This is a genomic window from Pseudomonas sp. XP1 (genome assembly GCF_053557675.1).
Genome location: NZ_JBNRIJ010000004.1, coordinates 180657 through 196113 on the forward strand (window position 1 = coordinate 180657; position 15457 = coordinate 196113).

Below are 15457 nucleotides of genomic sequence, written 5' to 3' on the forward strand. Positions count from 1 at the left end.
GTCAGGTCTATGCCGCCCAGCATCCGCGCCACTTCCTCGACCCGCTCGCGTTTGCCCAGGTTGGCCACGGCGGTATGGGTGGTGTCGCTGTTGCGCACCTTGTGCACGAACAGGTGGTGATGCCCTTGTGCCGCCACCTGCGGCAGGTGAGTAACGGTTAGCACCTGGCCGCGTTCGCCCAGGCGGCGCAGCAGTTGGCCGACGATTTCGGCAGTAGGCCCGCCGATACCGACGTCGACTTCGTCGAACACCAGGGTGGGAATGCGCGAGGTCTGCGCGGTAATCACCTGAATGGCGAGGCTGATGCGGGACAGTTCGCCACCTGAAGCCACCTTGGCCAGGCCTTTGAGCGGTTGGCCGGGGTTGGCGCTGACGAGTAGTTCGATCTGCTCCAGGCCATGAGGCGAAAGGTCTGCTCCCTCATTGGGTGTAAGTGCGATGCAGAAGCGCCCGCCGGGCATGCCCAGGCGCTGGATTTCCTGCTCGACGGCCACTGCCAGCTGCTGGGCGGCCTGCTGGCGCAGTGCACTGAGCTCGCGAGCCTTCTCTTTATAATGCTGGGCGAAAGCGGCCAGCTCTTCACCCAGCCGCTCGATCGACTCGTCACTGGCGTTCAGGCCTTCCAGCTCTTCCATCAACTGCTGTTGCAGGTGGGGTAGTTCGGTGGGGTGCACGCGGTGTTTACGCGCCAGCGTATAGATAGTGTCGAGGCGTTCTTCCAGTGCCTGCAGGCGCATGGGGTCGGCGTCGAAGTTGTCGAGGAAGCGGTTGAGCTCGCCCACGGCCTCCTCGACCTGGATCTGCGCGCTGGCGATCAGGTTGGCCGCTTCGCTCAGTGCCTTCGGCGAGTTGGTAGCGGCACCCAGGCGGTTGAGGCTGGAGGTGAGGGCGCTGAGCACATTGCCCGAATCGCTTTCACTGCACTGGTCGATGACCTGTCGGCAAATGCCGAACAGGGCTTCGGCGCTGGTCAGGTTCTTGTGTTCCTGCTCCAGCTGCTCCAGCTCGTGTTCGCCCAGGCCGAGGTTGTCCAGTTCTTCCAGTTGGTAGCTCAACAGCTGATGGCGGGCGCGCTGCTCATCGCCGGAGTTGGACAGGCGCTCCAGCTCCAGACGGGTCTGGTTCCAGCGCTTGGCCGCCAGCTGTACCTGGCGGGCCAGGTCGACGGCACCGGCGTACTCGTCGAGCAGGCGCCGGTGCGTGTCGGTCTTCAGTAGCGACTGGTGCTCGTGCTGGCTGTGGATATCGATCAGTAGCTCGCCCAGTGCCTTGAGATCGCCGAGTGGGCAGGGCGTGCCATTGATGTAGCCGCGGCTGCGGCCTTCGGCGGTGATCACCCGGCGCAGGATGCACAGGCCGTCGTTGTCCAGGTCGCGCTCGGCCAGCCAGGCATGTGCCTCGGGGATGTCCACCAGGTCGAAGGTGGCGAGTATGTCTGCCTTGTCCGTGCCGGGGCGAACCACGCCGCTGTCAGCCCGGTCGCCCAGCGCCAGGCCGAGGGCGTCGAGCATGATCGACTTGCCGGCACCGGTCTCGCCGGTGATGACGGACATGCCGCGGGCGATTTCGAGATCGAGGTGCTCGACGATGGCGTAGTTGTGAATGGACAGGTGCACCAGCATGGGGCGGCTCCCGAAAGGTCAGGTCTGTTTATTTATACAGTACTTTTTTCAGGCCTGCCAATGCCCCTTGGCAGATTCTGTTGCAGCCGGGAAAACCACCTTGCCCCTTGAAGCTGGTTTTTCCGGCCCCATATAGCCGTCATCCAAGGCGAGCCTGGCTCGCAGTCCACAAAATTGCGCAGGAGAGACCCCATGGCTGACGAACAGCTGAACGAGAAAGACCTAAACGTCGAAGAGACCGGTGCAGGTAATGCTGCCGACGCCCGCGTCCTGGAACTCGAGGAGCAGCTGGCCGCCGCCAAGGACCAGGCGCTGCGCGCCGTTGCCGACGTGCAGAACGCTCGCCGTCGTGCCGAACAGGATGTCGAGAAAGCCCACAAGTTTGCCCTCGAGAAGTTCTCGGGCGACCTGCTGCCTGTGATCGACAGCCTGGAGCTGGCCCTGGCGCACTCCAGTGCCGACGACGAGCACGTCAAGCAGATCCGTGAAGGTGTCGAGCTGACCCTGAAGATGTTCCAGGACACCCTCAAGCGTTACAACCTTGAAGCGGTCGACCCTCACGGCCAGCCGTTCAATCCAGAGCATCACCAGGCCATGGCCATGCAGGAAAACGCCGAAGTCGAGCCGAACAGCGTGCTGAACGTGTTCCAGAAGGGCTATCTGCTCAACGGCCGCCTGCTGCGCCCTGCCATGGTGGTGGTCAGCAAGGCGCCGAGCGCCGCGCAGCCCTCGATCGATGAAAAGGCTTGAAATCCTTCCGGGCATCCCCATCTAGGTGTCAAGCCTTCAAGTATTACCGCAGTTGGCCAAAGTAGTCGCTGCTACCAAATTCAAGTTTCGGGAGAGTTAACATGGGTAAAATCATCGGTATCGACCTGGGGACCACCAACTCGTGCGTCTCTGTTCTGGAAAACGGTAACGTCAAGGTCATCGAAAACGCCGAAGGTGCGCGTACCACCCCTTCGATCGTGGCCTACGCCAATGATGGCGAAATCCTGGTGGGTCAGTCGGCCAAGCGTCAGGCGGTCACCAACCCGCACAACACTCTGTTCGCAGTGAAGCGCCTGATTGGCCGCCGCTTCGAAGAAGATGTGGTACAGAAAGACATCAAGCTGGTGCCTTACAAGATCGTCAAGGCCAGCAATGGCGACGCCTGGGTTCAGGCCAGCGGCAAGGACATGGCTCCGCCGCAGATCAGCGCCGAAGTCCTGAAGAAAATGAAGAAAACCGCCGAAGACTACCTCGGCGAGGCCGTTACCGAAGCGGTCATCACCGTTCCGGCCTACTTCAACGACAGCCAGCGTCAGGCCACCAAGGATGCCGGTCGCATCGCTGGCCTGGACGTAAAGCGCATCATCAACGAGCCGACTGCCGCTGCACTGGCTTACGGCATGGACAAGGCCAAGGGCGACCACACCGTCATCGTTTATGACCTGGGTGGCGGTACCTTCGACGTTTCGGTCATCGAAATCGCCGAAGTCGACGGTGAGCACCAGTTCGAAGTACTGGCTACCAACGGCGACACCTTCCTTGGTGGCGAAGACTTCGACATGCGCCTGATCGACTACCTCGTGGACGAGTTCAAGAAAGAGTCCGGCATGGACCTGAAGAACGATCCCCTGGCACTGCAGCGTCTGAAAGAAGCCGCTGAAAAGGCCAAGATCGAACTGTCCTCCGCTCAGTCGACCGACGTAAACCTGCCGTACATCACTGCAGACGCTACCGGTCCGAAGCACCTGAACGTGAAGATTTCCCGCGCCAAGCTGGAATCGCTGGTCGAAGACCTGGTTACCCGTACCATCGAGCCTTGCCGCATCGCTCTGAAAGACGCCGGCATCGACGCCAGCAAGATCGACGACGTGATCCTGGTCGGTGGCCAGACCCGTATGCCGCTGGTACAGAAAGCCGTTGCCGATTTCTTCGGCAAGGAAGCGCGCAAGGACGTCAACCCGGACGAAGCCGTGGCAATGGGTGCTGCCATCCAGGGCGCCGTGCTGGCCGGTGACGTGAAAGACGTGCTGCTGCTGGACGTCAGCCCGCTGACCCTGGGTATCGAAACCATGGGTGGCGTGATGACTTCGCTGATCGAGAAGAACACCACCATTCCGACCAAGAAGTCGCAGGTGTTCTCGACTGCCGATGACAACCAGAGCGCGGTGACCATTCACGTGCTGCAAGGTGAGCGCAAGCAGGCTGCCCAGAACAAGTCGCTGGGCAAGTTCGACCTGGCTGACATTCCGCCGGCTCCACGTGGCGTGCCACAGATCGAAGTAACCTTCGACATCGACGCCAACGGCATCCTGCACGTCAGCGCCAAAGACAAGGCCACCGGCAAGTCGCAGTCGATCGTGATCAAGGCCAACTCCGGCCTGTCGGACGAAGAAATCGAGCGCATGGTGCGTGACGCCGAGGCCAATGCCGAGGAAGACCGCAAGTTCGAAGAGTTGGCCGCTGCCCGTAACCAGGGTGACGCGCTGGTTCACTCGACCCGCAAGATGGTCGCTGACGCTGGTGACAAGGTTACCGCCGAAGAGAAAGCCGCCATCGAGGCTGCCGTTGTTGCCCTGGAAGCCGCTGTCAAAGGCGACGACAAGGCTGCCATCGACGCCAAGGTCGAAGAGCTGTCCAAGGTTTCGGCACCGGTTGCCCAGAAGATGTACGCCGAGCAGTCGGCCGAACAGCCTCAGGGTGGCGCGCATCAAGCCGAGCCGGAAGCCAAGCACGATGACGTGGTTGACGCTGAGTTCGAAGAAGTGAAAGACAACAACAAGCAGTAATCCCTGCAAGTTGTCGGCCGGTTCACCGCCGTTTGGCGGTGAGCTGGTAGGATGTCGCCGCGCGGGGGCTTGCTCCCGCGTTGGCGTATCTGGAATTCGAGAATTTTTACAGCATCTGTCAGTGGCCCTGGTGGGCATAAGGCAGGTGCTGATGGCGCGGCGCAGATGCCAGACGCCCAACAAGGTGCAAATGACCTATGTCCAAGCGTGATTATTATGAGGTACTGGGTGTCGAGCGCGGCGCCAGCGAAGCTGACCTCAAGAAGGCTTATCGCCGCCTGGCGATGAAGTACCACCCGGACCGCAACCCAGGCGACAAAGAGTCGGAAGACAAGTTCAAGGAGGCCAACGAGGCCTACGAAGTGCTGTCTGACGCCAGCAAGCGTGCGGCTTTCGACCAATACGGCCATGCAGGTGTGGACCCGAGCATGGGTGGCGGTGGCGCAGGTTTCGGTGGTGCCAACTTCTCCGACATCTTCGGCGATGTGTTCAGCGACTTCTTCGGTGGTGGGCGTGGCGGCTCGCGTGGCGGCGCCCAGCGCGGCAGCGACCTGCGCTACACACTGGAACTTAACCTGGAAGAGGCGGTGCGTGGCACCACGGTCAGCATCCGCGTGCCCACCCTGGTCAACTGCCAGCCGTGCGACGGCTCCGGTGCCAAGAAGGGCTCCACCCCGTCCACCTGCCCGACTTGTGGCGGTATCGGCCAGGTGCGCATGCAGCAGGGCTTCTTCTCGGTACAGCAGACCTGCCCGCGCTGCCATGGCCAGGGCAAGATCATTACCGATCCCTGCACCTCGTGCCACGGCGAAGGCCGTGTCGAGGAATACAAGACGCTGTCGGTCAAGGTACCGGCAGGTGTCGATACCGGCGACCGCATCCGCCTGTCGGGCGAGGGCGAGGCTGGTACCCATGGTGGCCCGACTGGCGACCTGTATGTGGTGATCAACGTGCGTGAGCACGAGATCTTCCAGCGTGACGGCAAGCACCTGTACTGCGAAGTACCGATCAGCTACACCGATGCCGCCCTGGGTGGCGAGCTGGAAGTGCCGACCTTGGATGGTCGGGTGAAGCTGAAGATCCCGGAAGGCACCCAGACCGGCAAGCAGTTCCGTCTGCGCGGCAAGGGGGTTGCCCCGGTGCGCGGTGGTGGTGCGGGTGACCTGCTGTGCCGCGTTGCGGTGGAAACTCCGGTCAACCTCAGTCGCCGCCAGCGCGAATTGCTCGAAGAGCTGCGTGATTCGCTGGAAGGTGATAGCTCCCACTCGCCCAAGGCCAGTGGCTGGTTCGATGGCGTGAAGCGCTTCTTCGGCGATCTCTGACAAGGAAATGGCTATGCGACGTATTGCAGTGATGGGCGCGGCAGGGCGGATGGGCAAGACCCTCGTCGAAGCCGTGCAGCAGCAGGCACCCCAAGCAGGCCTGACGGCGGCGATTGACCGCCCGGACAGCTCGCTGGTGGGTGCTGATGCTGGTGAGCTGGCGGCCCTGGGCCGTATTGGTGTGCCGATTTCCGACGACCTGGGCAAGGTGGTCGATGAGTTTGACGTGCTGATCGACTTCACCCACCCTTCGGTAACCCTGAAGAACCTGGCGTTCTGCCGCAAGGCGGGCAAGGCCATGGTCATCGGTACTACGGGCTTCACTCCGGAAGAGAAGCAGCAGTTGGCCGAAGCCGGCAAGGAAATCCCGATCGTCTTCGCCGCCAACTTCAGTGTCGGTGTCAACCTGTGCCTGAAGCTGCTGGATACCGCAGCGCGCGTGCTGGGTGACGATGTGGATATCGAAATCCTCGAAGCGCACCACCGGCACAAGGTCGATGCGCCGTCGGGCACCGCGCTGCGCATGGGGGAAGTGGTTGCCCAGGCACTGGGTCGCAACCTGCAGGAAGTGGCCGTGTATGGACGTGAAGGGCAGACCGGCGCACGTGAGCGTCAGACCATTGGCTTCGCCACCGTACGTGCCGGTGATGTGGTGGGTGACCATACCGTGCTGTTCGCCGCCGAAGGCGAGCGCGTCGAGATTACCCACAAGGCTTCCAGTCGCATGACCTTCGCCAAGGGTGCCGTGCGAGCGGCGCTGTGGCTGGACGGGCGTGAGCCTGGCCTGTACGACATGCAGGATGTGCTCGAGCTGCGTTAAGCAGTTGGAGTGGTGTTGGCTTCTTCGCGGGCTTGCCAGCTCCCACTGGGATAGCGCCATGCCTGAGGGCAGCGCTGTACCTGTGGGAGCGGGTTTACCCGCGAAGAAAGCCGGCGCCGATGTCAGCCTGTCGCATTGATGTGTTTTAGAGGCACATCCGCGGTAGACCGAAAACGCACTTTTCTGTAAGCTACAGCTTTAGTGTGTCCACTAAAAGCGCGCAGCGAATTGAATTCAGCACATGAAAGCGGGGTGACGTGTCCATACGTCACTCCGCTTTTTTGCAACCTGCGATCGCCCTTTCATGCTTGATTTACGGGAGGTCTTCTTGACAAAGCCAGCCATACTCGCCCTTGCCGACGGCAGTATTTTCCGCGGTGAAGCTATCGGTGCCGACGGTCAGACCGTTGGTGAGGTGGTATTCAACACCGCTATGACCGGCTACCAGGAAATCCTTACAGACCCTTCCTATGCGCAGCAAATCGTTACCCTGACCTACCCGCACATCGGCAACACCGGTACTACTCCGGAAGACGCCGAGTCGAACCGCGTCTGGTCCGCTGGCCTGGTCATTCGTGACCTGCCGCTGCTGGCCAGCAACTGGCGTAACACCCAGTCGCTGCCTGAGTACCTCAAGGCCAACAACGTCGTCGCCATCGCCGGCATCGACACCCGTCGCCTGACCCGAATCCTGCGTGAAAAGGGCGCTCAGAACGGTTGCATCCTCGCCGGTGACAATATCAGCGAAGAAGCCGCCATCGCCGCCGCCCGCGCCTTCCCGGGCCTGAAGGGCATGGACCTGGCCAAGGTCGTTTCCACCAAGGAACGCTACGAGTGGCGCTCCAGCGTGTGGGAACTGAAGACCGACAGTCACCCGACCATCGAAGCCGCTGACCTGCCGTACCACGTCGTCGCCTTCGACTACGGCGTCAAGCTGAACATCCTGCGCATGCTGGTTGCCCGTGGCTGCCGCGTGACCGTGGTGCCGGCCCAGACCCCGGCCAGCGAAGTGCTGGCACTCAACCCGGATGGCGTGTTCCTGTCCAACGGCCCTGGTGACCCCGAGCCGTGCGACTACGCTATCCAGGCGATCAAGGACATCCTCGAGACCGAGATCCCGGTATTCGGCATCTGCCTGGGCCACCAGCTGCTGGCCCTGGCCTCTGGCGCCAAGACCGTGAAAATGGGCCACGGCCACCACGGTGCCAACCACCCGGTCCAGGACCTGGACACTGGTGTGGTCATGATCACCAGCCAGAACCACGGCTTTGCCGTTGACGAAGCCACCCTGCCGGGCAACGTCCGCGCCATCCACAAGTCGCTGTTCGACGGCACCCTGCAGGGTATCGAGCGTACCGACAAGAGCGCGTTCAGCTTCCAGGGCCACCCTGAAGCGAGCCCAGGCCCGACCGACGTCGCGCCACTGTTCGATCGTTTCATCGATGCCATGGCCAAGCGCCGCTGAGCATCCTGCTTCAAGGCCCCGGGCCGGCTTGCGCCGCGCCCGGAAGCGCCTGACCCAGATTGTTCAAGGCGGCTTGCCGACTGACCCCGGATTTGAGTGACAACCATGCCAAAACGTACAGACATCAAAAGCATCCTGATTCTCGGCGCTGGCCCGATCGTGATCGGCCAGGCCTGCGAATTCGACTACTCCGGCGCCCAGGCCTGTAAAGCCCTGCGCGAGGAAGGTTTCCGCGTCATCCTGGTGAACTCCAACCCGGCCACCATCATGACCGACCCGGCCATGGCCGACGCCACCTACATCGAGCCGATCAAATGGCAGTCGGTGGCCAAGATCATCGAGAAAGAGCGCCCGGACGCACTGCTGCCGACCATGGGTGGCCAGACTGCACTGAACTGCGCCCTGGACCTGGAGCGCCACGGCGTTCTGGAAAAGTTCGGCGTGGAAATGATCGGTGCCAACGCCGACACCATCGACAAGGCTGAAGACCGCTCGCGCTTCGACAAGGCAATGAAGGACATCGGCCTGGAGTGCCCGCGCTCCGGTATCGCCCACAGCATGGAAGAAGCCAACGCCGTCCTCGAGCGCCTGGGCTTCCCGTGCATCATCCGTCCGTCGTTCACCATGGGCGGCACCGGTGGTGGTATCGCCTACAACCGTGAAGAGTTCGAAGAAATCTGCGCCCGGGGCCTGGACCTGTCGCCGACCAAGGAACTGCTGATCGACGAATCGCTGATCGGCTGGAAGGAATACGAGATGGAGGTGGTCCGCGACAAGAAGGACAACTGCATCATCGTCTGTTCGATCGAGAACTTCGACCCGATGGGCGTGCACACCGGTGACTCGATCACCGTTGCCCCGGCACAGACCCTGACCGACAAGGAATACCAGATCATGCGCAACGCCTCGCTGGCGGTGCTGCGTGAAATCGGTGTAGAAACCGGCGGTTCCAACGTGCAGTTCGGTATCTGCCCGAACACTGGCCGCATGGTCGTGATCGAGATGAACCCGCGCGTTTCGCGTTCCTCGGCGCTGGCCTCCAAGGCCACCGGTTTCCCGATCGCCAAGATCGCTGCCAAGCTGGCTGTCGGCTACACCCTCGACGAACTGCAGAACGACATCACCGGCGGCCGCACCCCGGCGTCCTTCGAACCGTCGATCGACTATGTCGTCACCAAGCTGCCGCGTTTCGCCTTCGAAAAATTCCCGAAAGCCGACGCCCGCCTGACCACCCAGATGAAATCCGTGGGTGAAGTCATGGCCATCGGCCGTACCTTCCAGGAGTCCCTGCAGAAAGCCCTTCGCGGCCTGGAAGTCGGCGCCTGCGGCCTCGACCCGAAAGTCGACCTGGCCAACCCTGAAGCCAGCAGCATTCTCAAGCGCGAGCTGACCGTGCCGGGCGCCGAGCGTATCTGGTACGTGGCCGACGCCATGCGTGCCGGCATGACCTGCGAGCAGATCTTCGACCTGACCGGCATCGACATGTGGTTCCTGGTGCAGATGGAAGACCTGATCAAGGAAGAAGAAAAGGTCAAGACCCTGGCCCTGTCGTCGATCGACAAGGACTACATGCTGCGCCTCAAGCGCAAGGGCTTCTCCGACCAGCGTCTGGCCAAGCTGCTGGGTATCACCGACAAGAACCTGCGCCGTCACCGCCACAAGCTGGAAGTGTTCCCGGTGTACAAGCGCGTCGACACCTGCGCTGCCGAGTTCGCCACCGACACCGCCTACCTGTACTCCACCTACGAGGAAGAGTGCGAGGCCAACCCGTCGACCCGCGACAAGATCATGATCCTGGGTGGCGGCCCTAACCGTATCGGTCAGGGTATCGAGTTCGACTACTGCTGCGTACACGCCGCACTGGCGCTGCGTGAAGACGGTTACGAGACCATCATGGTCAACTGCAACCCGGAAACCGTTTCCACCGACTACGACACCTCCGACCGCCTGTACTTCGAGCCGCTGACCTTGGAAGACGTGCTGGAAGTGTGCCGCGTCGAGAAGCCGAAAGGCGTGATCGTCCACTACGGCGGCCAGACCCCGCTGAAACTGGCGCGCGCCCTGGAAGAAGCCGGCGTACCGATCATCGGTACCAGCCCGGACGCCATCGACCGCGCCGAAGACCGCGAGCGTTTCCAGCAGATGGTTCAGCGACTGAGCCTGCTGCAGCCGCCAAACGCCACCGTGCGTAGCGAAGAAGAAGCCATCAGCGCTGCTGGCGGCATCGGCTACCCGCTGGTAGTGCGCCCGTCCTACGTACTGGGCGGCCGTGCCATGGAAATCGTCTACGAGCTGGACGAGCTCAAGCGCTACCTGCGTGAAGCCGTGCAGGTGTCCAACGACAGCCCGGTACTGCTCGACCACTTCCTCAACTGCGCCATCGAGATGGATGTGGATGCGGTATGCGACGGCACCGACGTGGTGATCGGCGCGATCATGCAGCACATCGAGCAGGCCGGTGTTCACTCCGGTGATTCGGCGTGCTCGCTGCCACCTTACTCGCTGAGCAAGGAAGTGCAGGATGAAGTTCGCGTACAGGTCAAGAAAATGGCCCTGGAGCTGGGCGTGGTCGGCCTGATGAACGTGCAGCTGGCCCTGCAGGGCGACAAGATCTACGTGATCGAAGTCAACCCGCGCGCTTCGCGTACCGTGCCGTTCGTCTCCAAGTGCATCGGCACCTCCCTGGCGATGATCGCGGCTCGCGTTATGGCCGGCAAAACCCTCAAAGAGCTGGGCTTCACCCAGGAAATCATCCCGAACTTCTACAGCGTCAAGGAAGCCGTCTTCCCGTTTGCCAAGTTCCCAGGGGTTGACCCGATCCTCGGCCCTGAGATGAAATCGACCGGTGAAGTCATGGGTGTTGGTGACAGCTTCGGTGAAGCCTTTGCCAAGGCCCAGATGGGTGCCAGCGAAGTGCTGCCGACCGGCGGTACCGCCTTCATCAGCGTGCGTGACGACGACAAGCCGCAAGTGGCTGGCGTTGCTCGCGACCTGATCGCCCTGGGCTTCGAAGTGGTTGCAACTGCCGGCACTGCCAAGGTTATCGAAGCGGCTGGCTTGAAAGTGCGCCGTGTGAACAAGGTGACCGAAGGTCGCCCGCACGTGGTCGACATGATCAAGAACGACGAAGTGTCGCTGATCATCAACACCACCGAAGGCCGCCAGTCGATCGCCGATTCCTACTCGATTCGTCGCAATGCACTGCAGCACAAGATTTACTGCACTACTACCATTGCGGCCGGTGAAGCCATCTGCGAGGCGCTGAAATTTGGTCCGGAAAAGACCGTTCGCCGCCTGCAGGATCTGCATGCAGGACTGAAAGCATGAGCATTACCAAGTACCCGATGACTGTTCAGGGCGCTCGCGCCCTGGAAGAGGAACTGCTCTTCCTGAGCAAGACCGAGCGCCCGCGCTTGAGCCAGGCCATTGGTGAAGCGCGCGAACTGGGCGACCTGAAGGAAAATGCCGAGTACCACGCCGCTCGTGAAGAGCAGGGCATGGTCGAGGCGCGTATCCGCGATATCGAAGGTCGCTTGCAGAACTCGGTGGTGATCGATGTGACCACCATTGCTCACACCGGCAAGGTGATTTTTGGCACCACTGTGGTGCTGGCCAACACCGAAACCGATGATGAAGTGACCTACCAGATCGTTGGCGAAGATGAAGCCGATGTGAAGAAAGGCAAGCTTTCGAACAGCGCCCCGATTGCCCGCGCCATCATTGGCAAAGAAGAAGGGGATACCGTTGTCGTCAAGACGCCTAACGGTACGGTCGAGTACGAGATTGTCGAAGTCAAGCACATCTGACCGGCGCCTGCGGGCGCCATCCCTCGAGGGAATCCTCTGGCAGCTGGCCCAGGTTTTCTGGGTTGGTGGCCTGTGGGTGTTTCACGTGGGGCTGGTGCCCGCGCTCAAGGTCAGTGGCCTGGCGCCGCTGCTGGTGCAGGATATCGCCGGGCAGATCGACCGCTGGTTGATCGGTGTGGCGCTGCTTGGCTTGTTGACCCAGCTGGCGGTGCTGGCAAGGGTGGACGGTCTGTCGGCCTGGTGGCAGCAGTTCCGTGGCCAGATGCTGTTGCTCGGCTTCGGTGCCTGTGTGGGGTATTACACCTTGCGCTACGGTATTTCCGTTGGCGAGCGCTGGCAGCTGCTCTGTTTCCTGGTGCTGGGCTTTTCCGGCATCGTGCTGGTGGCCCAGCCGGTTCCGGTCAAGGTGCGCCGCTAAGCGGCTCGAGATCGCTGGGTCGCTTCGCGGCCCATCGCCGGCAAGCCGGCGATGGGCTGCGCAGCAGCCCCTTTGCCGTTACTTGTAACGGTGGATATTGGACAGCTGCTTGTTCGGCTGTGGGTTCTTGCGGTAGATCAGGGCTTTCTTGCCGATGGTCTGCACCAGCTCGGCACGGCCGGCCTTGCACAGCTCGGCAATGGTCTCGGCACGCTCTTCGCGGTCTTCCGAGCGAATTTCGACCTTGATCAGCTCATGGTCGACCAAGGCGCGCTCCAGTTCGGCGATGACACCTTCATTCAAACCATTGCCAGCAACGATCAGGACCGGCTTCAGGTCATGACCAATGGACTTGTATTGCTTCTTCTGCTCGTTATTGAGCGGCATAATCTGACCCTTTCCGTCTGATTCTGTAAAATTGACCGGCATTTTACCCGAGGGCCACCGGCTCCGCCCAGTCAATCACGACGCATATCATCGAGGTGCCCCGTGGTACAACGTTCCAAAAGCAGCGCAAACTGGCTGCGAGAGCATTTCAACGATCCTTTTGTGAAACAGGCACAAAAGGATGGCTACCGCTCGCGTGCGAGCTACAAACTGCTGGAGATCCAGGAAAAGGACCGGCTGATCCGCCCAGGCATGAGCGTGATCGACCTCGGCGCGGCTCCTGGTGGGTGGTCGCAAGTGACCAGTCGTCTGATTGGTGGCCAGGGTCGCCTGATTGCGTCCGACATCCTGGAGATGGACTCGATCCCCGATGTGACCTTCATCCAAGGTGATTTCACCGATGATGAAGTGTTGCAGCGCATTCTCGAGGCTGTCGGCGATTCGCACGTAGACCTTGTGATTTCCGACATGGCCCCCAATATGAGTGGTACGCCTGCGGTTGACATGCCGCGTGCCATGTTCCTTTGCGAGCTGGCCCTCGATCTGGCAACCCGCGTGCTAAAGCCCGGCGGCGACTTCCTGATCAAGATTTTCCAGGGCGAAGGTTTTGACGTGTACCTCAAGGACGTGCGCAGCAAGTTCGACAAGGTGCAGATGCGCAAGCCGTCGTCGTCGCGTGACCGTTCCCGCGAACAGTACCTGCTGGGCAGGGGCTTCAAGGGGGCATGAAAGGCGTGAAGCGTGGTGGCCGATAGTTATTTCCAATCGGCCGCTGCGTCAGGATCGTCCGAACTTCGTGTAGTCTAGCTTTCACAAAGGGTTACAGACGGTGCCTGCGGCTGCGTAGGTAATGTAGTAAGTTAGGGCGATGAATATCATGCGAGGAACGGCTGCGTCGTGCGCCGGCCTCAGAGGGTAGCGAATTGAACGACATGGCAAAGAATCTGATCCTGTGGTTGATCATCGCAGCTGTCCTGGTGACAGTGATGAACAACTTCTCCAGCCCTAACGAGCCGCAGACCCTCAACTATTCCGACTTCATCCAGCAGGTCAAGGATGGCAAGGTCGAGCGTGTGACCGTCGACGGTTACATCATTACCGGCAAGCGCGCCGACGGCGACAACTTCAAGACCGTGCGCCCGGCCATTACCGACAATGGCCTGATCGGCGACCTGGTCGACAACCACGTCATCATCGAAGGCAAGCAGCCTGAGCAGCAGAGCATCTGGACCCAGTTGCTGGTTGCGAGCTTCCCGATCCTGGTGATCATCGCCGTGTTCATGTTCTTCATGCGCCAGATGCAGGGCGGTGCGGGCGGCAAAGGCGGGCCGATGAGCTTTGGCAAGAGCAAGGCACGCCTGCTTTCCGAAGACCAGGTCAAGACCACCCTGGCCGACGTTGCAGGTTGCGACGAAGCCAAGGAAGAGGTCGGCGAGCTGGTCGAGTTCCTGCGCGACCCGGGCAAGTTCCAGCGCCTGGGCGGCCGTATCCCGCGTGGCGTGTTGATGGTCGGCCCGCCCGGTACCGGTAAGACCTTGCTTGCCAAGGCCATCGCCGGCGAGGCGAAGGTGCCGTTCTTCACCATTTCCGGTTCGGACTTCGTGGAAATGTTCGTCGGTGTCGGTGCCAGCCGTGTGCGCGACATGTTCGAGCAGGCCAAGAAGCACGCCCCGTGCATCATCTTCATCGACGAGATCGACGCCGTTGGTCGCCACCGTGGCGCCGGCATGGGTGGCGGTCACGACGAGCGTGAGCAAACCCTCAACCAGTTGCTGGTGGAGATGGACGGCTTCGAGATGAACGATGGCATCATCGTCATCGCCGCTACCAACCGCCCGGACGTGCTCGACCCGGCTCTGCTGCGCCCCGGCCGCTTCGACCGCCAGGTGGTGGTCGGCCTGCCGGACATTCGTGGTCGCGAGCAGATCCTCAAGGTGCATATGCGCAAGGTGCCGGTCGGCGAGAACGTCAACCCGGCCGTCATCGCCCGTGGTACCCCTGGCTTCTCCGGTGCGGACCTGGCCAACCTGGTCAACGAGGCCTCTCTGTTTGCCGCGCGCGCCAACAAGCGCCTGGTCGAAATGAAAGAGTTCGAGCTGGCCAAGGACAAGATCATGATGGGCGCCGAGCGCAAGACCATGGTCATGTCCGAGAAAGAAAAGCAGAACACCGCCTACCATGAGGCTGGCCACGCCATCGTCGGTCGTCTGGTGCCTGAGCACGATCCGGTCTACAAGGTTTCGATCATTCCGCGCGGTCGTGCCCTGGGCGTGACCATGTTCCTGCCGGAAGAAGACCGCTACAGCCTGTCCAAGCGCGCACTGATCAGCCAGATCTGCTCGCTGTATGGCGGCCGTATTGCCGAGGAAATGACTCTGGGCTTCGACGGTGTCACTACCGGCGCCTCCAACGACATCATGCGTGCCAGCCAGATCGCCCGCAACATGGTGACCAAGTGGGGCCTTTCCGAAAAACTCGGCCCGCTGATGTACGCCGAGGAAGAAGGCGAGGTGTTCCTGGGTCGCAGTGCTGCCAGCCAGCACGCCAGCGTTTCCGGCGAAACCGCCAAGCTGATCGACTCGGAAGTGCGCAGCATCATCGACCAGTGCTACGCCACGGCCAAGCAGTTGCTCACCGACAACCGTGACAAGCTCGATGCCATGGCCGAAGCGCTGATGAAGTACGAGACCATCGACGCCGAGCAGATTGACGATATCATGGCCGGCCGTACCCCCCGCGAACCGCGCGACTGGGATGATGACTCGGCTTCGGGCAAGCCTGCTGCCCAGGGTGATCGCCCGGAATCGCCAATTGGCGGTCCAGCGGCTCAACACTAAGGG

At 61.5% G+C, this 15457-nt stretch carries 12 protein-coding genes; 10 read left to right on the forward strand and 2 right to left on the reverse strand.

Annotation, left to right across the window (positions count from 1 at the left end):
- Positions 1-1622: DNA repair protein RecN (gene recN / locus ACK1U9_RS05960; protein ID WP_449109769.1), on the reverse strand; the 1622-nt coding region annotated here is incomplete at its 3' end.
- A gap of 192 nt (positions 1623-1814) precedes the next feature.
- Between recN and grpE the strand changes: the two genes are divergently transcribed.
- From grpE to ACK1U9_RS06000, 8 genes are all read left to right on the forward strand, one after another.
- A complete protein-coding gene (grpE, locus tag ACK1U9_RS05965) occupies positions 1815-2372 on the forward strand; it encodes a nucleotide exchange factor GrpE (RefSeq protein ID WP_025340709.1) in 558 nt (185 codons plus the stop codon).
- Between the two features lie 101 nt (positions 2373-2473).
- On the forward strand, positions 2474-4399 hold the full coding sequence (gene dnaK, locus ACK1U9_RS05970) for a molecular chaperone DnaK (protein WP_449109770.1): 1926 nt from the start codon (positions 2474-2476) through the stop codon (positions 4397-4399).
- Positions 4400-4596: 197 nt separating this feature from the next.
- Entirely contained in the window at positions 4597-5721 is a 1125-nt protein-coding gene (gene dnaJ / locus ACK1U9_RS05975) for a molecular chaperone DnaJ (RefSeq protein WP_025340707.1), read from the forward strand.
- A gap of 13 nt (positions 5722-5734) precedes the next feature.
- Complete coding sequence (gene dapB / locus ACK1U9_RS05980; protein WP_046613137.1) at positions 5735-6541, forward strand: 4-hydroxy-tetrahydrodipicolinate reductase; 807 nt, start codon at positions 5735-5737, stop codon at positions 6539-6541.
- A 328-nt stretch (positions 6542-6869) separates the two neighbouring features.
- A complete protein-coding gene (carA, locus tag ACK1U9_RS05985) occupies positions 6870-8006 on the forward strand; it encodes a glutamine-hydrolyzing carbamoyl-phosphate synthase small subunit (RefSeq protein WP_025340706.1) in 1137 nt (378 codons plus the stop codon).
- A 105-nt stretch (positions 8007-8111) separates the two neighbouring features.
- Positions 8112-11333, forward strand: coding sequence for a carbamoyl-phosphate synthase large subunit (gene carB / locus ACK1U9_RS05990; RefSeq protein WP_013974293.1), 3222 nt, complete (start codon positions 8112-8114; stop codon positions 11331-11333).
- Positions 11330-11812: a transcription elongation factor GreA gene (greA, locus tag ACK1U9_RS05995; RefSeq protein WP_046613135.1), complete on the forward strand. Its 483-nt coding sequence runs from the start codon at positions 11330-11332 to the stop codon at positions 11810-11812. The genes carB and greA overlap by 4 nt, the downstream gene beginning before the upstream one ends.
- Positions 11790-12230, forward strand: coding sequence for a hypothetical protein (locus ACK1U9_RS06000; RefSeq protein ID WP_049798463.1), 441 nt, complete (start codon positions 11790-11792; stop codon positions 12228-12230). The genes greA and ACK1U9_RS06000 overlap by 23 nt, the downstream gene beginning before the upstream one ends.
- A gap of 78 nt (positions 12231-12308) precedes the next feature.
- Here the strand turns inward: ACK1U9_RS06000 and yhbY are convergent, their stop codons facing one another.
- The gene (gene yhbY / locus ACK1U9_RS06005; RefSeq protein WP_003249945.1) at positions 12309-12617 is read right to left on the reverse strand and encodes a ribosome assembly RNA-binding protein YhbY; all 309 of its coding nucleotides are present in this window, start codon (positions 12615-12617) and stop codon (positions 12309-12311) included.
- A gap of 102 nt (positions 12618-12719) precedes the next feature.
- On the opposite strand from yhbY, the gene rlmE reads away from it, so the two are divergent.
- A complete protein-coding gene (gene rlmE / locus ACK1U9_RS06010) occupies positions 12720-13346 on the forward strand; it encodes a 23S rRNA (uridine(2552)-2'-O)-methyltransferase RlmE (RefSeq protein WP_046613134.1) in 627 nt (208 codons plus the stop codon).
- Between the two features lie 203 nt (positions 13347-13549).
- Positions 13550-15454: an ATP-dependent zinc metalloprotease FtsH gene (ftsH, locus tag ACK1U9_RS06015; RefSeq protein WP_015271861.1), complete on the forward strand. Its 1905-nt coding sequence runs from the start codon at positions 13550-13552 to the stop codon at positions 15452-15454.
- The last annotated feature ends 3 nt before the right edge of the window (positions 15455-15457 follow it).

Coding starts and splice junctions, on each gene's coding strand:
- ftsH (WP_015271861.1), top strand. CDS start 13,550: ATGGCAAAGAATCTGATCCTGTGGTTGATCATCGCAGCTGTCCTGGTG.
- dnaJ (WP_025340707.1), top strand. CDS start 4,597: ATGTCCAAGCGTGATTATTATGAGGTACTGGGTGTCGAGCGCGGCGCC.
- carB (WP_013974293.1), top strand. CDS start 8,112: ATGCCAAAACGTACAGACATCAAAAGCATCCTGATTCTCGGCGCTGGC.
- greA (WP_046613135.1), top strand. CDS start 11,330: ATGAGCATTACCAAGTACCCGATGACTGTTCAGGGCGCTCGCGCCCTG.
- yhbY (WP_003249945.1), bottom strand. CDS start 12,617: ATGCCGCTCAATAACGAGCAGAAGAAGCAATACAAGTCCATTGGTCAT.
- grpE (WP_025340709.1), top strand. CDS start 1,815: ATGGCTGACGAACAGCTGAACGAGAAAGACCTAAACGTCGAAGAGACC.
- dapB (WP_046613137.1), top strand. CDS start 5,735: ATGCGACGTATTGCAGTGATGGGCGCGGCAGGGCGGATGGGCAAGACC.
- dnaK (WP_449109770.1), top strand. CDS start 2,474: ATGGGTAAAATCATCGGTATCGACCTGGGGACCACCAACTCGTGCGTC.